Source organism: Leptolyngbya sp. ST-U4 (assembly GCF_039962215.1).
In the GTDB taxonomy this organism is placed as follows: domain Bacteria; phylum Cyanobacteriota; class Cyanobacteriia; order Elainellales; family Elainellaceae; genus Leptolyngbya_A.
In genome coordinates this window covers 1-18,873 of record NZ_JAMPKZ010000049.1, presented here as the reverse complement: position 1 = coordinate 18,873, position 18,873 = coordinate 1, and the positions used below count along the sequence as shown (strand labels likewise).

The following is an 18,873-nucleotide window of genomic DNA, read 5'->3' as shown; positions in this document are numbered from 1 at the left end:
CGATTCAAGCCAGTTAAAGCGCGCAGCAAGCGGTCTTGTGTCAGCACCCGTTCAATATCCAGCATTTGCTTATCCCATTTCTGCCTTCTATTCTTGCTTATTTCCCGACAAGTCTATTCAATAGGGCAAGAAGAACGTTGAGCGGAATCGAGGCGATGAATATGATGAGAAAGGGATAAGTAAAAGGAGTCAAACAAGGGGACAGTGTGTCTCAAGTGAAATTTATCGAAGCGCTCCTTGGAATTGCTGCTTAAGAGAATGCTAACGATACCGATCGTTTGTCCTTAATAAACTTTTGTGACACAACCGGAAAACTTGCGCAATTTGCAAATCAGTTGCGCACTTTATAAACCTTTGAAGCCAGTATCGTTTGAGGCTTTCAGATATTGAGACAAATCAAGCCAAGGAGCATCAATATCTTACCTCTGAAGCTCAAAACGCTTGTTTAGCAGAAGATCAGAAATTTACGCCATTCATTTGCTAATTGCGCCAAATCATCTGCTCATCCACATCTGGGCTTGTTCGTGTGACCTATAGACTAGTCAGATAGCTATAGGTTAGCACCCGACACCACCTAGCGTTAGTAGGTGGTGTGAGCTTCATGTCTATCCCATCCTTTCGTCGTCAGGTCAACTTCCCGATAGAGTCTAGCCTTTTGCGATGACATCAGAATCATTGAGAACGAGCGTGGTACCCGAACAAACCATAGAGGTTCCAGCCAAACTACCGTAATAAAACTTTATTAATTAAGAGGTAGCTAGACCAAATTCAAATTCCACATCAGGTATGAAGTTCTCTATCCTTTTAGATTTCAGGCGACCAGGCTACATTAAGTTGAGGGTCAACTTAATGAACTCAAGTGAACTTAAACAAACTTAAGTGGTGTGAATTGAACGAATGTTGAAGAATGAAACATAACTATAACAACAAAGGATGGTGGTAGGCGATCGCTACGGCGGTATGAGTATAGTTGCTTGTTAGAGCCGAGGCATGACCTCATCAGGAGAAAATTCAAATGATTGCTTTACCTGGAGTTGCCATTCAACGCAAGATCTACGAGAGTTCGGTGTCTCTGGTGTATCGGGGCATCAGTGAGGAAGATGGCCGAGCGCTTGTTATCAAGGTACTGAAGCAAGATTATCCCTCTCCTCAAGAATTAACGCGCTACAGACACGAATATGCGATTACCCGTTCTCTAAATCTAGAAGGCGTGGTCAAAGCTTACAACCAGCAAGCGTATCAGCGTACCCTCGTTATCCTACTAGAGGACTTTGGGGGTGAGTCCTTAGATTACTGGAGACAGCAACGTTCAGGCTTCTGTCTCATGCCCTTAGACACGTTTCTCCAATTTGCCATCAACCTCACAGATATTCTAGGCAAAATCCATGCTGCTCATGTTATTCACAAGGACATTAATCCTGGAAACATTGTTCTAAATCCCGATACGGGCGTTGTCAAAATCATTGACTTTGGCATTGCCACTCAGTTCAGTCGCACAAATCCGACGTTCAAAAGTCCGCACGTTTTAGAAGGCACACTCGCCTATCTTTCTCCGGAACAAACCGGGCGGATGAACCGGACGATCGACTACCGCACCGATTTTTACTCACTCGGAGTGACATTCTACCAGCTGCTGACTGAACAACTGCCGTTTCCCACAACAGATGTCTTAGAGTTAGTCCACTGTCACATTGCTAAACAGCCTACTCCACCGCATGAACTCAATGGAACGATCCCTGAAGCTGTTTCAGACATCATCTTGAAACTGATGGCGAAGAATGCGGAGGATCGCTATCAGAGCGCTTGGGGCATCAAAGCAGATTTGGAACAGTGTGCTGAACAATTATCAGCAAGCGGCCAGATTAATTACATCCAACTGGGGCTGCAAAATACTTCAGACCAGTTTCAAATTCCCCAGAAGTTGTATGGACGCGACACGGAAATAGCCGCATTATTGGCAGTATTTGAGGGAGTAACAGGGGGAAGTGACACGGAGATAGAGAGACACAGAGATGTATGGATTGACAATGTTCCGGCGTCTGCTGAAATGATGTTAGTCTCTGGTTATTCCGGAGTGGGTAAATCGGCGTTAGTACAAGAACTCTACAAACCCATCACAGCAAAGCGCGGTTATTTTATCTCTGGTAAGTTTGACCAGTTCCAGCGCAATGTTCCCTACAGCGCCATCGTCAATGCCCTACGAAAATTGGTGCAGCAACTCCTTGGTGAACCCGATGAGCAGGTGCAACAGTGGCGATCGCGCCTACTCACCGCTTTGGGAAGTAACGGGCAAATCATGATTGATGTGATCCCAGAAGTTGAGTTAATTACGGGTAAGCAGCCATCCGTACCGGAAGTGGGAGTTGCGGAAACTCAAAATCGTTTCAATCGCGTCTTTCAGCATTTTATCCGAGTGTTTTGTTCTAAGGAACATCCACTCGTAATCTTCTTGGATGATTTGCAGTGGATAGACTCCGCCACACTGAAGTTAATCGAACTGATGCTGCTGGATAAGCAGACCCAATATCTATTTTTAATTGGAGCCTATCGAGATAATGAAGTAAATTCAACGCATCCATTGGCATTAACGCTGGAAAGGCTGCAACAACAAGGGGTGATGCTTCAGGAGATTATCCTGGCACCTTTAACGCTAGAGCCGTTGAGCCAATTGATTGCTGAGACGCTCTATCAGGATGTTGAAACCGTTTGTGCTCTAGCCCAGTTAGTGCTGCGGAAAACGGAGGGCAATCCTTTCTTTGTCGGCGAATTTTTGAGAATGCTATATAGCGAAAGTCTGTTGACTTTTGATGAGTCAAATTTAAGCTGGCGGTGGAAAATTGCTCAGATCAAAGCTCAAAACATCACCGATAATGTAGTGGAGTTAATGCTCGTAAAGCTGAAGAAACTACCAGAAAAAACTCGGCAAATTCTCCGCTTAGCCGCTTGTGTCGGAGCCGAATTTGATTTAGATACGTTAGCGATTATATATGAGAAGTCGCCCAAAACGGTTTTTCAGGATTTACTACCAGCGGTACAAGGAGGATTCATTCAACCCCTGTCTGAATTAGATGAGGACTTGTTAGTTCAAGAGTATAAGTTCTTGCATGACCGAGTACAGCAGGCTGCCTATGCTTTGATTCCTGAGGATCAAAAGCAAGTAACGCACTACTCTATTGGGCAACTCCTGCTCAGCAGGCTCTCTGAGGTCGAACAAAGTGAGATGCTTTTTGATATTGTCAACCACATCAACTTCGGTCAATCCCTTTTGACCCAGAAAGATGAAAAGGAGAAAATAGCACGACTTAATTTGGCTGCCGCTCAAAAAGCCATCTCTTCTACAGCTTATGAAGCCGCGATTCGGTATCTTGAGACTGGTATTGGCTTACTCGAAGCATCGGTCTGGATGAGCCAGTACGACTTGATGTTCAACCTGTATCGGACTCTCTGTGCAGCACAGTTGAGCAATGCTAGCTATGAGCAATTAAACGCTACAACCAAAGTTGCTTTAGAGCATATTTCTTCTGCCGTTGATCGCGCAGATATTCGTGTTTTTCAAATCACTCAATATACCCTACAAGGCAAATGTGAGGAAGCAGTTCAAACAGGTTTGATCGGGTTGCATGAGTTGGGAATTGAGATTAAGGGCAAAAAATTGACGGAACTAGTCCGTGAAGAGTTTGTTGCTGTTGCCAAAAGCTTAGAAAATCGCTCAATTTCCTCGCTTTTAACTTTACCAACAGTGAGCGATCCGGTGATTCAAGCAATGATTAGATTGCTAATTGCTGTAGATATACCAACTTACATTACGGCTAATATTGAACTTTACTGCTTCGTCAGTTTAAGAGTAGTTCGTCTTTCCATCGAACATGGAAATATCGCTGAGTCTATTAAGGCTTATGCAAATTATGGTCTTCTCTTAGGTTTGATGGAAGGGCAATATCAACGAGGCTATGAGTTTGCAGATTTAGCAGTGCAGCTTAGCTACAAGCTAAACAGTAAATCTCAGCAGTGTAAGGCTGAAATGTTGTTTGGAGGCTTTATTCAAGTTTGGTCAAAGCCTTTAGCAGGGGCAGCCACGATCAATTACAAAGGTTTTCTGGCAAGCATGGAGTCGGGAAATGTTCAATTTGCAGCCTATAACTTAGTCGGTAACATTTTTAATCGCTTATTTCAAGGAGAAAATTTAACAACCGTTGCAGCAGACAACAAAAAATATCAGTTGGTGGCGGAGCAGATTCAGGACGAGCTTGCGAAGGTGGCACTGGCTGCAGCTAGATTTTTCATTGCAAAACTTGCTTTAGGGCAAGCGGCACAGGAGCATGATCAATTGCTCAGGGAGACAGAAAAGATAGTTCATCAGGGTGAAACCTCACAAATACAGTTTTCAATTTGTCTTTATTACATTCTCAGAATGCATTTTTCCTGTTTAACAGCAGATTTTGAGCAAGGACGCTATTATCTTGTTGAAGCGGAAAAGATCCTAAATTCTATTGTAGGATTTACAACCTACAGTAGTTATTTCTATTATGGTTCTCTGATTCTACTCAACTTGTATCCTGGTTCATCTCAAGCAGAACAAAGGAACGCTTTGAAACAGATTCGATCAAATCAGGAGCGCTTGAAAGTATGGTCGGATAGCTGTCCAGAAAACTTTTTACACAAGTTTCATCTCGTTGAGGCAGAGAACGCGCGAGTCTTGGGTCAACTTTCTGAAGCAGAAGACTTATATGAACAAGCCATTCAAGGAGCCAAGAACAACGAGTATCTGCAAGAAGAAGCATTAGCCTATGAATTAGCCGCCAAACACTACTTAGCTCGTGGTAGAGAAAAGTTTGCCCAGCTTTACATGAAGGAAGCTCACTATTGCTATGAACGATGGGGAGCAATCGCAAAGGTTAGAGATTTAGAAACTCGTTATCCGCAGCTATTTCCTCAGTCTTCCAACGTAGTTTCTACACCAGTTTGCACCACGACCGGAACCATCTCAAGTACCTCACATACTGCTCTCGATTTAGCGACAGTGATGAAAGCAACTCAAGCGATTTCGAGTGAGATTGAATTGGAGCGATTACTCCATTCTCTAATGCAGATCCTAATTGAGAACGCGGGTGCACAAACCGGATGCTTGATTTTAGAAAACTCAGGAGAATGGGTAATTGAGGCTGCTTGTGAACTCAATGAGGGTGAGCAAGTCTCGGCTACGCAAGTGTTGCAATCGATTCCAATTGTAAACCGTTTGCCTGAATCAGTCATTCAGTATGTGATCCGAACTCATCAATCTGTGATTTTAAGTGATGCAACTCATGAAGGAAATTTCATCAACGATCCTTACATTCAACGCAACCAAACTCAATCACTACTCTGTTTACCACTGCTGAATCAAAGTAAATTGGTTGGTGTGTTGTACCTAGAAAACCAATTAGCGGCTGGAGCCTTCACACCAGAACGATTCTCCGGAGACGCTACGCGATCGCAGGTTTTGCATCTATTATCAACCCAAGCAGCCATTTCAATCGAAAATGCTAAACTCTACTCAAAGCTAAGCGATAGCAAAAATCAGCTCAATCAATTTCTAGAGGCGGTTCCCGTAGGGATTGGGGTCTTGGATACGACGGGTCGCCCTTACTATTTCAATCAACAAGGCATTCAGCTATTAGGCAAAGGCGTTGACCCTACCGTAACACCCGATCAACTTCCAGAAGTTTATCAAGTTTACCAGGCTGGAACGGATCAAACCTGTTCATCTGAGATGATGCCAATCGTTCGAGCGTTGAAAGGCGAACGTACAAGAAGGGATGATTTAGAGATTCACCAGGGCGAGGCGATTATTCCTATTGAGGCATGCGGAACTCCAGTCTTTGACGAACATAAGAACGTGGCTTACGCAATTGTGGCTTTTCAAGACATTACGGAGCGGAAACGATCGGAGAAACTGTTAGCTGATTACAACCGTATCCTGGAGCAACAGGTAGCAGAACGAACGGCAGCTTTACAGCAAAGCGAAGCAGAACTGCGCCATCGGGAACAGGAATTACGACTGATTGCCAACGCTCTACCAGTTTTGATCAGCTACGTAGATACCAATCGGTGTTATCAATTCATCAACCGTACCTATGAGGTTTGGTTTAACCGTAGCCGCAATGAAATTCTGGGCAACCCTGTTCGCCAACTTTTCGGTGAAGCGGTTTATCAACGGGTTGAGCCGTATGTCAATCAGGTGTTTGAAGGGCAAACAGTACATCTAGAAACAGAAGTCGCTTTTCCACCTGGCAAGCGGTGCATCAGCGCAACCTTTATTCCTGATTTCGATGACAATGCTCAGGTGAGAGGTTTCTACAGTCTCATGACAGATATTAGCGCTCACAAACAAGTAGAAGAAGTGTTGCGCCAGTCCGAGGCTCAATTTCGGGAACAGGCAATCCTCTCCGCTTTTCGCGCCGATGTGGATAGTGCCCTTGCTCAAAGTGCTAGTTTGCCCTTGATACTGCATCGCTGTGCTGAAGCCGTTGTTAAGCACTTTAATGCGGCATTTGCTCGGATTTGGACGGTAAATCAAGACCAGAATGTTTTGGAGTTACAAGCCAGTGCAGGGATGTATACCCGTCTTGACGGCACCTACAGTCAAGTTCCCGTAGGTAGCTTCAAAGTTGGACAAATTGCTCAGGATCGCTATCCTCTGTTGACCAACAATGTGTTTGATGAGCCATCTATTGATCAAGAATGGGCAAAACGAGAAGGCATGGTAGCATTTGCGGGCTATCCGATACTGCTGGATGATCAGCTTATTGGCGTGATCGCGATGTTTACTCGACACCCCATTCCGGTGCCCAACTTTGAGGCGTTGGAGTTTGCAGCTCGTGAGATTGCATTGGGAATTAAACGCAAACAGGCAGAAATAGCATTGCAAGCCTCTGAAGCAGAGCTTCGTGCGCTCTTTTCAGCAATGCCCGATCCGCTCTTGGTCGTGAATGCAGAAGGGCGTATTTTGAGAGCAATTCTCTTAGAGAAATTACATCAACCGATCGACGAACAGGTGGCTCAAACGTTATACGAAATTTTTGAGCGATCGCAAGCCGATACATTTCTTGACTATATTCGGCAAGCATTGCTCACTCAGCAACCTCTAACAGTAGAATATAGCTTGGTGATGGGAAGACGGGAAACCTGGTTTGCAACTCGCATTTCTCCCATTTCAGACCATTCTGTCATTTGGCTGGCAAGAGATATCACCGATCGCAAACGTGCCGAAGCAGCCTCCATTCTAGAAGAGCGCAACCACATGGCACGGGAAATCCACGACACTTTAGCACAGGCATTTACAGGTATTATCATTCATACTCGATCTGCCTCCAGTGAGATAACGACGGATGCAGAAAAAGCGCAAACTCTCCTCATCCAGATCCTCGGCTTAGCTCGTTCTGGGCTTGCGGAGGCACGTCGTTCAGTAGAGGCGCTACACCGCCCATACCTTTTAGAGAGCAGTAACTTACAGGATGCATTAAGCCGTCTTGCTGCTCAATTGGACTCCTCGATCGCAACCCAAATCGTCTACGAAGTTATTGGTACAACCTATCCCCTATCCTGCGATTTGGAAAATAATCTGTTTCGGATTGGGCAGGAAGCTTTAACCAATGCAATCAAATATGCCGAGGCGCACGAAATCCGAATTGAACTGGTCTATGAACCGACCCAATGCATCTTACGAATAAAAGACAATGGGCAGGGATTTGATATAGAAAACCAGGCGATGAGAAATGGCTTTGGTCTACTGGGGATGGCACAACGGGCTGAACGCATCAAGGCTGAATTAAAGATTCAAAGCTACTTAGGGCAAGGGACAGAGATCGTGGTATCTATTAATCGGGAGTAAGTCAGCATGAATCAGCCCAGCCGCATTCGCGTTCTTGTTGTGGACGATCATCCCGTTGTTCTCCAGGGTTTGATCGGGATGTTAGAGAAGGCTCCGGATATCATCATTGTGGGTCAGGGGCGAAATGGGCATGAGGCGATCGCAGTGTTTCAGCAACAGCAGCCTGATGTGACCTTGATGGATTTACGGATGCCTGGAATAGAGGGTGTTCAGGCAATTACAGCTATTTGTAGTGAGTTTCCGAACGCCCGGATTATTGTGCTGACTACGTATGACACTGATGAAGAGATTTATCGAGGATTGCGAGCAGGAGCAAAGGGATATTTACTGAAGGACTCTGAGCCAGAGGAACTATTAACAGCAATTCGTACCGTGAACAGGGGACAACAGTATATTCCCCCCAATGTGGCTGCCAAGCTAGTCCAACGGATAACTGCTCCAGAACTGAGCGATCGTGAGCTAGAAGTTCTCCAGTTAGTCGGGCAGGGAATGAGCAACCAGGAAATTAGCACGGCTCTCAAGATTAGTGAAAGTACCGTGAAGACTCACATTAACCGAATTTTCAGCAAGCTAGATGTCAATGACCGCACCCAAGCAGCCATTATTGCGTTGAGACGCGGAATTGCTAACTTGTAAAAACAAAGATGGTTTTCTGCCTAGGTCAGCAATTGTTGCCCGTCATTACTGTAGAGCGAAGGATATGGGTTTACGAAGCAGGCAATTAAACCAAAGTTTGATTCAAACTCCAACTTAAGTTTGGTTCGTTCTACTCCCTCAAGTCGATCAAAATACAGACCTTAAATTGACTACAATCCTAAGCAAGCCTCATACACTAAACCCATACAAATGATTGTAGGGTTGAAGAGAAAAGATTTCAGAGTACACGCGATGAATCTTTTTTCCTCAAGAATTTAGAATGAGCGATATTATTTCTGACGATGCACTTAGCGATTCTCCAACGGAGATACAGAGTGAACGCAATCAATTAGTTGTACTCCCTTGTGAGCAAGACCATCGGCAAGGATCATTGAATGCCCATGTTGTGCTGGTTGAGTATGGGGATTATCAATGTCCTCAATGTGGTGAACTTTACATCTCAATTCAGGCAATTCAACGCGAGTTTGAGGCGACCTTATCCGGGGAAAATTCTTTGTGCTTTATATTCCGACATTTTCCTCAATCTCATATCCATCCTCAAGCTCAAAAGGCAGCAGCACAAGGGCAGTTTAGGCAGATGCACGAGATGCTATTGAAGCATCAGCAAGAGCTGGGGATGGAGATTTAGCAGAATACGCTGACAGTTTAGGGCTTGATGTGACTCAATTTCTTCGAGACATTGCCCGGAAAGTGTACGTCGCTCATATCAATCAAGACATTACCAGCGGCATGGATAGTGGGGTGATTAGCACTCCAGCTTTGTTCATCAATGGCGTGCAGTATACAGACGCTTTAGAGTTTGAGCCGTTACTCATTGCGATCACTAAAGCTTTCCACGACTAGTAGTTTCGTTAATCAACTGCATCAGTGCGGCTCTTATCATGATTTCCTTATCCAATGCGTTCCTCAAGCAAGTTGTAGCTCAAATTTCTAGAACGGTGCCATTGCAGACGGTTTTGATTGTGCCGTTTGTGCTGCAAACGTTGGTGACGGTCGGACTAGTGGGGTATTTTTCCTTCAGAAATAGACAGGAAGCTATCAACGATCTCGCCAGTCAACTACGGCGCGAACTGACGAACCGGATCGAAGGCAAGCTACAAACCTACACCGAGATACCCCATAACATCAATCGGCTCAATGCCAGCACATTCGCTCAGGGAAAAATTGACGCTAGCGCCGTCAAAGGTGAGTTTCCACTCTGGCAGCAAATTCAGATTTATCCAATGGTGAGTGATATCTACTGTGGCGATCGCAACGGGTCTCTTTTGGGAGTGCGGCGCAGCCCTGCCGATAACTCAATTGAACTGCGATCGAGTAATGTTGCTACAGATCATAAACTCTACGGCTACAGCCTTGATCGCAATGGCCAGCCAGACCAGTTAGTCAGTCAAGGTAACAAAACCTTCGATGCGCGGCTTCGTCCCTGGTTTAAAGCAGCAGTGACGGCAGGCGAACCGGTTTGGAGTGGAATCTATGCCGACTTTGCCAGCCAATTGCCAACGATCACTGCCAGTACGCCTGTCTATAGCACTGCTGATCGATCGCTGTTGGGAGTCTGCGCCACCGATGTATTTCTGCCTAATGAGATGAGCCGTTTTTTAGCGAGCCTGCAAATCGGTAAAACAGGCATCGCCTTTATTCTAGAGCGATCGGGACAACTGGTTGCTACCTCCACCGGAGAGGCGATTATCAGTAGTGGAGCGGTGGCAAATCGATTGTCTGCAGTTGAGAGCCGTAACCCCACCGTGCGAGCGACTGCTGCTTATTTGCGCGATCATTTCAGCAATTTGTGGCAGATCCAAACGGCGGAACAGCTTGATTTTAATTTCGATGGCAGGCGGCAGTTAATTCAGGTAATGCCATTCAAAGATACTCGTGGGCTAGATTGGCTGATTGTCACGGTGCTGCCTGAATCCGATTTTATGGCAAAGATTAATCAGAACATTCACACGACGATTCTGCTTTGTATTGCCGCTTTGCTGCTTGGCATTGCGATCTGCATTTTAATTGCACGGTGGATCACTAAACCAATTGTCAGCGTCAGCCAATCAGCAAAAGCGCTAGCAGACGGTGCATGGGATCAGACGGTAGAAATTGAGCGATCGGGTGATTTGGGTGAACTAGCTCGATCGTTTAACCAGATGGCACAGCAGCTTCAAATCGCATTTGCTAAAATGCAGTCTTTAAACCAGACTCTCGCCCAAAGTGAAACCCGCCTTCAGAAAATTTTAGAGTCGATTCCGGTAGGAATTGCGGTTCTGGACGCAACAGGTCACCCTTATTACGCAAATCAGAAGGCAATCCAACTTTTGGGCAAAGGCGTGCTGCCGTCTGTCTCCCCAGAACAAATTGCCGAAGCCTATCAACTCTATGTGGCAGGAACCGATCGCCCCTACCCAACTGAACAACTGATGATGATACGAGCACTAAACGGCGAACAGGGCAGTGTAGATGATATCGAAATTCATCAGGGGAATCGCATCATTCCGATTGAAAGTTGGGGAACTCCAATTTTTGATGAATCTGGCAACATTCTGTATGCGATCGCAGCCTTTCAAGACATCACCGACCGTAAGCAAGCAGAGAAGCTTTTATCCGAATACAGTCAGACCTTAGAACAGCAAGTCACTGAGCGAACGTTGCTGCTCTCCCAGGAGATCGAAGAGCGCCAGCAAGTTGAAAACGCCTTGCGACAGAGCGAAGAGCAACGCAGACTGACCATGGACTTTTCCTATATCGGCAGTTGGAATTGGAACATCGTAGAGAATATAACCGAGTGGAATGATAATCACGTTCGATTGCTGGGGTTAGTTCCTGGGGAAGTGAAGAGCAGCTATCAAGCATGGCGCGATCGGGTTCACTTAGAGGATATTGAGCGAGTCGAGCAAGCAGTTGCGGTCGCACTAGCAACCCATACCGATTTTGAAACTGAATATCGAGTGATTTATCCGGATGGGACTATTCACTGGTTGGTGGGTCGGGGGCGAGGCATTTATAACGAAGCTGGACAGCCTGTACGAATGTTGGGGGTGATTCTGGATATTAGCGATCGCAAACGTGCTGAAGCAGCGTCAATTTTAGAAGAACGTAACCGCATGGCGCGCGAGATCCACGACACGCTAGCGCAAGCCTTTACAGGTGTTCTGGTTCACATGGGAACTGTTTCTCAGTTAGTGACCATTAAACCAGAAGCCGTACAAACTCACATTGACATCGTGCGTGAGCTGGCTCGTAACGGACTGATAGAGGCTCGACGTTCCGTTGCAGCATTGCGTCCTCAGTTACTAGAAGATGGCAACTTGTGGACAGCGCTGGAGCAATTTGTTGCTATGATGCAATCCTCAACAGAATCCTGCCTGACTTATGAGGTGATCGGCACGCCCTATGCGTTGCCCGCTGACGCTGAGAATAACCTCTTGAGAATTGGACAGGAAGCGTTTACCAATGCAATCAAGTATGCTCAGGCGAAGGAAATTCAGATTGAATTAGTTTATGAACCCACCTCGTGCCATTTACGCATTAAAGACAATGGACGAGGCTTTGAAGCTAACACTACCACTCTCAGCCGGGGATTTGGGTTATTGGGTATGACCGAACGAGCGGAACACATTGGCGCCCTGCTCTCGATCGAGAGCCAATTGGGGCAGGGAACAGCAGTGATCGTATCTATACAACGGGAGGCAGCAACATGAGTCAGCCCACAGCTATTCGCGTTTTGATTGTTGATGACCACGCAATTGTGCGACAAGGACTGGTTGCAATGATTGACAATCAACCAGACATGATGCTGGTGGGTCAAGCGGGTAATGGGCAGGAAGCGATCGACCAATACCGCCAGCTACAGCCCGATGTCACCTTAATGGACTTACGGATGCCGCAGGTGAGTGGTGTGGATGCAACGATGGCAATTTGTGCTGAGTTTGCCCATGCCCACATTATTATCCTGACGACTTACGATGGAGATGAAGATATCTATCGGGGATTACGCGCTGGAGCCAAAGGCTATCTACTTAAGGATGCCGAACCTGACGAACTCCTTAGTGCTATTCATGTTGTTCACAGGGGTCAGCAGTACATTCCCACTCATGTTGGCGCTAAACTAGCGCAGCGGATAAACCATCCAGAGTTGAGCGGTCGCGAACTAGAAGTCCTTCAGTTGGTAGCTCAGGGGATGAGCAATATTCAAATCAGCGCTGCTTTGAATATTGCTGAAAGCACCGTCAAATCGAACATCAACCATATCTTGAGCAAACTGGGAGCGAAAGACCGCACGCAAGCGACCATTATTGCTTTAAAGCGAGGAATCACCAGCTTGTAGCCTAGTGATGTGAACTTGAGGTGGTTGATAAATTTAAACTTAAGGTGGATGTTATGCCAACACCTGAGATTGCTCAAATAGCGATCATCTTGTGGTTCAAAACATAAACTCTGAATTGGCGACAGATTTGAGTTTGCCTTTTACATTAAGAACATACAAACGAGAACCTACAAACAATTGTAGGTTTGAAAAAAAGAGATGTCACCGTGCTGTTTGTACCGTGAATGCTCCATTCTTCAAATTAAGAATGAGTTACGACATTTCTGCTGAAGTACCTAACAATCGCAATCAACCGGTTGTTCCTGCCTCTGAGCGAAATTATCGACAAGGGGGACTTGCTATATTGATCGCTAGAACATTGAGCAATTGACAGTAGCCATTGTTAATGCAAGTTACTCAGGTTTCTCTTTAGTTTACCTAGCCTAACAAGTTCATAACACGTTCTAGCGCATCCAAATCCGCAAACAAGAACCTGGTAACAAGTTAGTTGTTTGCTATTCCATTCTTCTCCAATTTCTTATCCATCGCGACCAGATCTGAGGAGATCGACATGACAACAACGATCGATTCCAATTTTGCTGCCTGTGAGGCACTACGCCTGCTTGGTCCCGATCCCGAGAACTGGGTATCCGATCGCCCTGGCATCGATCACAATGTCACGATAATCGGTGGCAGCGGCAGCGGTAGCACCTTTGTATTTGCGCTGCGGCGTGCTGGAATCGGTGACGTGACAGAGATCGATGCAGCAGATGACGAAGCTCATGCAGGCGTGTGGTTGACGCGAGCGCGGATGAGAACGCTCCGCACGCCAAAGAATTTGCCTGGTCCAGAACTAGGAATCCCAGAATTATCCTTCCAGGCTTGGTACGAAGCGCGGCATGGTGCGGCAGCTTATGCAGAGATCGATCGCATTGAGCGGGTGACTTGGGCTGAGTACCTCAGCTGGTATCGGCATTTTCTCGGTATCCAGGTTCGTTACCAGACGAAGTTGGTACGGATAGAGCCAGCCACAGGTTTCTTCCGTCTACACCTTGAGGTAAATGGTGTCCCAAAGGTGGAGACTACACGCAAAATTATCTTCGCCAATGGCGTGGCTGGTACTGGTGGTTCATACATCCCTCCAGTACTGGCTGACTTACCCCGCACGCTGTACGCCCATACCGCCGATGCCATTGATTTTGAAGCACTGCGCGGTAAGACTGTGGCAGTGCTGGGTGCGGCGGCTTCAGCTTTCGATGCAGCAGGAGTGGCGCTGGAATCGGGAGCTAAGGCAGTACACCTATTTGTACGGCGGTCGGCGATCGCATCGCTGTCAGTACTTCGGATACGAGATTACCCTGGTGCTTACGACAACTATCCCCAACTACCCGATGCAGCCCGCTGGTTGCAGGCTTGGCGCTTTCATCAAGCAGGTACCGCACCACCCCCGAAGTCGATTGAGCGAGCGATCGCTTTCCCGAACTTTCACATCCATCTATCTGCACCCTGGAAATCAGCACAGAAAATGGGCGATCGCATTGCCATCCAGGTAAACAATGATGTTTTCGAGTTTGATTTTGCGATCGCTGGCACTGGTTATTTCGTTGACCCAACAAAGCGTCCCGAACTAGCTGACTTTGCTCAGCATATTGCCCTCTGGCGCGATCGCTACGAGCCACCAGAAGACCTGCGCAACGACGGTTTTGGGATGCACCCTTACCTCGGTAGCGCCCACGAATACCAAGAAAAAGTACCTGGCACTGCCCCTTATCTAAAAGACATTCATGTATTTAATCCTGCTGGTTTGGTCAGCTTCGGCTTGCCAGTCGGTGACATACATAGCATTCGTCGCGACGTGCCCGCAATCGTATCGCGCATCAGTCACGACTTATTCTTTGAGGACTGGGCGCATCATGAGGCACGTATCACAGGCGATGTTGCCCCCGATTTTGAGAACTCGCTCTATGCTGCTGCGGTGTGGAAACAACCGATCGGGGCAGCGACGCGTTAGGTCGATAACCTTTTCACCAGCAACAAATAGTTCCGGCTGGGAAACGATGTCAGTAGAAAGTGATTGCCATTTCACAATCACTGCTGATCAAGGATCACTGTTACATCAATTCACTTAACAGTGTCATTTCAATGGATTGTTTACTACATATCAAAGGAGAATGTCATGGTTGCTCAAGTAAACTCACAAGCAAAGATTTTGGAAGTTGCAGATGATCCACGTCTTTCTAGGGAGGTGAAGGCGTTTTTGAAAGAGCTGAATTCAGCAGGTGTGCCTCTAGAGACATTACCTCCACTCGAAGCGCGTCAAGTACTCGTAGATGCACAAGCTTCTGTTCAAGTAGATCTTTCGGGCATTGAAGAGTCTGAGAAGACGATTACTGCTGATGGTTACACAATTACACTCAATATCGTGCGACCTGAAGGGGTCAAAGGTACATTGCCTGTGTTTATGTTTATTCATGGTGGTGGATGGGTCTTGGGTGATTATCCAACCCATAAGCGCATGGTTCGTGATCTCGTTGTGCTTTCTGGTTTTGCGGCTGTTTTTGTCAACTACACGCGCACGCCAGATGCTCAGTATCCAAAGGCTATCAATGAGATCTACGCCGCTACTAAATGGGTCGCTGAGCATGGTGAGGAAATTGGCGTTGACGGGAAAAACCTGGCAGTTGTCGGCAACAGTGTTGGCGGAAATATGACAGCAGTAACTGCTTTGCAGGCGAAAGAAAAAGGAGGACCGCACATCAAGCTACAAATCATGATGTGGCCGCTCGTCAATGCTGATTTTGAAACGAATTCTTATCACCAATTTGGCGACAAACGGTACCTAACCGCACCCACAATGAAGTGGATGTATGACCTGTACATCCCTGACCCAGAAAAACGCAAAGAGATCCATGCTTCTCCTCTACAGGCGACGGTTGAGCAATTGAAAGGCTTACCACCAGCCTTAATTCAGGTGGCAGAGAGTGATATTTTGCACGACGAAGGTACAGCCTACGGACGCAAGCTTGACGAAGCTGGAGTAGACGTGACGCTTGTGCAGTACGACGGCATGATTCATGACTTCGGACTATTGAATGGTTTAGCCGAGGTTCCGGCAGTTCGTTCTCTGTTTGTCCAGGCTGCTGCTGAACTGAAGAAACACCTACAATAGGCTGCGATCGTCTCTTTGGCTGCCAGTTATCAGTCATTCTCGTTCTTATTAGGTTTTGGTCATCATAGGCGTGAGACTGCTCTGACTAATTCGATCTTCCTTGGATTAGTCAGAGACAATTAATCTTTCCCATCACGACTGCAATTCATCTTTGCCTAATTTGTGAGAATGAAAAATCGCGATCAAAAAAACGTTAACACCTTTTCCGAAGCGACAATCTTGGAATTTTCCTCTTTCTCCAAGGGCCTGGTATGAAAACCATACTTGAACACCTATCTACAATGGACAGTTATACCCCAAGCGCCAAGGATATCATCGGCTCATCTCCGCTGATCGCGATCGAAAATGAAGCACCCGCTAAGCTAATTGTCGATCCACCGCTGCCCGAACCGCTGTCCCAGGGTCGTGTTTTCATCCAGTATCGGACAGAGAACCTGCGAGTACTGCCCGTATTCGGCAAAGGTGCCCTTCATGTATCACCGCGCATTGGTCATATCCACATTACGGTTGACGATGCGCCGTGGCACTTTGTCGATTCCAGTGGTGAAACAATCATTCTGGTTGGTCTGAAACCTGGTTTACACAAGGTGCTGATCGAACTAGCAGATCCCACGCACAAAGCGATTACCAGTGAGACAGTCACGTTTACAGTGCCCCATGTTAAGCGATGAGTCAGGCCTGTGAAATGATGCGATCGACACTTCGCAGCGCTGAGTGCAAAGCACACGCTTCACGAACGTTATCGCAACCTACATCCGTCAATTTCTCATATCACGGTTGCACCCTATCCAACGAAATAAATTCAAAGGAAATCACAACATGAATATGCCCACCTTCAGGAACGGCATTCGCCTGTTTCTGGTTGTCATCCTTTTTTTAGGAACCATTACAATCACCTCCCTAGGAAACATCATGAATCCTGCCAGCGCACAAGCCAATAAGCCCACGATCGTGTTTGTTCATGGCGCATTCGCCGAGTCTTCCAGTTGGAATGGTGTATTGGCTAAACTGATCACAAAGGGTTACCCAACGGTTGCTGTAGCTAATCCCCTGCGTGGCGTCAAGAGCGATGCAGATTATGTTGCTAGCGTCCTCAAAGACATCAACGGTCCCATCGTGCTGGTTGCACATTCCTACGGAGGTTCGGTAACGACCAACGCGGTTAATGGTAACAACAACGTGAAAGCACTGGTCTACGTTGCTGGCTTTGCTCCTGAGGAAGGTGAGACTGCCGCCGAACTCTCAGGACGTTATCCGGGTAGCACGCTTACACTGACCCTCGCGCCACCGGTTGCATTGCCCGATGGTGGCAAAGATCTATATATTCAGCAGAGCAAGTTCCACGCTCAATTTGCGGCAGATTTACCCGCTAGCGACGCCGAGCTAATGGCTAGTACCCAGCGTCCGATTATGGAATCCGCGTTTAATGAAGCCTCTGGTGCGCCCGCCTGGAAATCTATCCCGTCCTGGTTCATTTATGGTGAGCGCGACTTGAACATTCCTCCAGCGGTGCATGCTTTCATGGCGGAACGGGCCAACTCAAAGGAAACCGTTGCTGTAAATGGCGCATCCCATGTCGTGATGATTTCTCATTCGGATGCTGTCGCTGAGATCATCGAGCATGCTGCAACTGCGCTATAGCAAGGAAAACCGATGAACATTAACAACACTGAAGGGTTAAATTTGCTGTTCTCAAAGTTGTGACGCAGCATTTTGCAACGTCCGTTGCAAACAATCGATAACACTTTAATGATTCATACGAACTTAGAATTCCCATGAGGTTCAATCTATGAAAAGACTAGAAGGAAAGGCCGCTCTTGTCACGGGTGGTAACAGCGGTATTGGTCTTGCTACTGCCAAGCAATTTGTTGCTGAAGGGGCTTACGTTTTCATCACAGGTCGTCGTCAAGCTGAATTGGATGCCGCTGTAAATGCGATCGGCGAGAATATCAGGGGTGTACAAAGCGATGTCTCTAATCTGGCAGATCTCGATCGACTGTTCGCTACGATCAAGCAAGAGCAAGGACACCTCGATATCCTCTTTGCCAATGCTGGCGTTGGCGAAATCGCCCCGCTCGGATCAATCACTGAAGAACAATTTGACAAAACATTCAGCATCAATGTTAAAGGTTTGCTGTTCACTGTGCAGAAGGCACTGCCGCTGTTGCCAGAGGGGGCTTCAATCATCCTGAATGCCTCGCTCACTTCCATCAAAGGCACTCCAGCCTTCAGCGTTTACAGCGCCACCAAAGCTGCCGTGCGATCGTTTGCCCGTAATTGGATACTCGACCTTAAAGAACGCCAGATCCGGGTGAATGCCATTAGTCCTGGCGTGGTTCTGACTCCCGGTTACGATCACTTAGGACTGAGTGATGAGCAGTTGCAGGAATTCATAGATAGCCAGGCTGTCACCATTCCATTAGGGCGAGTCGGCACACCTGATGAAATTGCCAAAGCCGTTGTTTTTCTGGCTTCAGACGACAGCAGCTTTGTCAACGGCATTGAGTTATTTGTTGATGGGGGTATGGCACAGATTTAAGATCCAGATATTAACCCGGCAATCATAGAAGAGGCATGAAGTTATGCAGCATAAGCAATAAACCGATGCTTGAAATATCGCATGACTCGCTGTGGGAGCTTCTGGAGTTTATGCAAATGAGACGATACTCGCTGCTGCAACTGAGCCTGATTTCTAGTCAGTGGTTTGGCACGCACCCCCTGCTTCACATCACAGTTGAGATACTCGGCTGGGTTCAACTGCGGCGAGTATGGCGGCAGGTACAGCAGTTCGATCTCCTGCTCGTGCTCGTCCAACCACTGTTTCACTGCCCCTGAACAATGCACTGGATGCCGGTCCACAATCCACAGCAACTTGCGCTT

The 18,873-nt window shown here is 46.9% G+C and carries 12 protein-coding genes; 11 read left to right on the top strand and 1 reads right to left on the bottom strand.

Translation table 11 applies throughout. The features are described from left to right. The first annotated feature begins 1,015 nt into the window (after positions 1-1,015). The 11 genes from NDA02_RS26400 (at position 1,016) to NDA02_RS26350 (ending at position 18,532) form a co-directional block, all read left to right on the top strand. Positions 1,016-7,870, top strand: coding sequence for an AAA family ATPase (locus NDA02_RS26400; protein WP_348256203.1), 6,855 nt, complete (start codon positions 1,016-1,018; stop codon positions 7,868-7,870). A gap of 6 nt (positions 7,871-7,876) precedes the next feature. Beyond that, positions 7,877-8,506: a response regulator transcription factor gene (locus NDA02_RS26395; RefSeq protein WP_190791475.1), complete on the top strand. Its 630-nt coding sequence runs from the start codon at positions 7,877-7,879 to the stop codon at positions 8,504-8,506. A gap of 280 nt (positions 8,507-8,786) precedes the next feature. After that, entirely contained in the window at positions 8,787-9,155 is a 369-nt protein-coding gene (locus NDA02_RS26390; protein WP_277879049.1) for a thioredoxin domain-containing protein, read from the top strand. After that, positions 9,119-9,370 (top strand): thioredoxin domain-containing protein, encoded by a 252-nt coding sequence (locus NDA02_RS26385; RefSeq protein WP_347277829.1) that lies wholly within the window; start codon positions 9,119-9,121, stop codon positions 9,368-9,370. Before NDA02_RS26390 ends, NDA02_RS26385 begins: the two co-directional genes overlap by 37 nt. A gap of 38 nt (positions 9,371-9,408) precedes the next feature. Further along, positions 9,409-12,219, top strand: coding sequence for a PAS domain S-box protein (locus tag NDA02_RS26380; protein ID WP_190790636.1), 2,811 nt, complete (start codon positions 9,409-9,411; stop codon positions 12,217-12,219). After that, complete coding sequence (locus NDA02_RS26375; protein ID WP_190790637.1) at positions 12,216-12,845, top strand: response regulator transcription factor; 630 nt, start codon at positions 12,216-12,218, stop codon at positions 12,843-12,845. Before NDA02_RS26380 ends, NDA02_RS26375 begins: the two co-directional genes overlap by 4 nt. 550 nt (positions 12,846-13,395) lie before the next feature. Then, complete coding sequence (locus NDA02_RS26370) at positions 13,396-14,835, top strand: SidA/IucD/PvdA family monooxygenase (protein ID WP_348256202.1); 1,440 nt, start codon at positions 13,396-13,398, stop codon at positions 14,833-14,835. Between the two features lie 165 nt (positions 14,836-15,000). Continuing rightward, entirely contained in the window at positions 15,001-15,993 is a 993-nt protein-coding gene (locus tag NDA02_RS26365) for an alpha/beta hydrolase (protein ID WP_190789583.1), read from the top strand. 281 nt (positions 15,994-16,274) lie between these two features. After that, positions 16,275-16,664 (top strand): DUF6130 family protein, encoded by a 390-nt coding sequence (locus tag NDA02_RS26360; protein ID WP_348256201.1) that lies wholly within the window; start codon positions 16,275-16,277, stop codon positions 16,662-16,664. A gap of 148 nt (positions 16,665-16,812) precedes the next feature. Beyond that, the gene (locus NDA02_RS26355) at positions 16,813-17,634 is read left to right on the top strand and encodes an alpha/beta hydrolase (protein WP_348249112.1); all 822 of its coding nucleotides are present in this window, start codon (positions 16,813-16,815) and stop codon (positions 17,632-17,634) included. Between the two features lie 148 nt (positions 17,635-17,782). After that, positions 17,783-18,532, top strand: coding sequence for an SDR family oxidoreductase (locus NDA02_RS26350; RefSeq protein ID WP_348249113.1), 750 nt, complete (start codon positions 17,783-17,785; stop codon positions 18,530-18,532). A gap of 41 nt (positions 18,533-18,573) precedes the next feature. Here NDA02_RS26350 and NDA02_RS26345 read toward each other — a convergent pair. Continuing rightward, on the bottom strand, positions 18,574-18,873 hold a 300-nt coding region (locus tag NDA02_RS26345), incomplete at its 5' end, for a transposase (protein WP_242067184.1).

What these genes read in the sequence shown, in the direction of transcription:
- NDA02_RS26360 (WP_348256201.1), top strand. Translation starts at nt 16,275, where the DNA reads ATGGACAGTTATACCCCAAGCGCCAAGGATATCATCGGCTCATCTCCG.
- NDA02_RS26365 (WP_190789583.1), top strand. Translation starts at nt 15,001, where the DNA reads ATGGTTGCTCAAGTAAACTCACAAGCAAAGATTTTGGAAGTTGCAGAT.
- NDA02_RS26370 (WP_348256202.1), top strand. Translation starts at nt 13,396, where the DNA reads ATGACAACAACGATCGATTCCAATTTTGCTGCCTGTGAGGCACTACGC.
- NDA02_RS26375 (WP_190790637.1), top strand. Translation starts at nt 12,216, where the DNA reads ATGAGTCAGCCCACAGCTATTCGCGTTTTGATTGTTGATGACCACGCA.
- NDA02_RS26395 (WP_190791475.1), top strand. Translation starts at nt 7,877, where the DNA reads ATGAATCAGCCCAGCCGCATTCGCGTTCTTGTTGTGGACGATCATCCC.
- NDA02_RS26350 (WP_348249113.1), top strand. Translation starts at nt 17,783, where the DNA reads ATGAAAAGACTAGAAGGAAAGGCCGCTCTTGTCACGGGTGGTAACAGC.
- NDA02_RS26400 (WP_348256203.1), top strand. Translation starts at nt 1,016, where the DNA reads ATGATTGCTTTACCTGGAGTTGCCATTCAACGCAAGATCTACGAGAGT.
- NDA02_RS26390 (WP_277879049.1), top strand. Translation starts at nt 8,787, where the DNA reads ATGAGCGATATTATTTCTGACGATGCACTTAGCGATTCTCCAACGGAG.
- NDA02_RS26355 (WP_348249112.1), top strand. Translation starts at nt 16,813, where the DNA reads ATGAATATGCCCACCTTCAGGAACGGCATTCGCCTGTTTCTGGTTGTC.
- NDA02_RS26380 (WP_190790636.1), top strand. Translation starts at nt 9,409, where the DNA reads ATGATTTCCTTATCCAATGCGTTCCTCAAGCAAGTTGTAGCTCAAATT.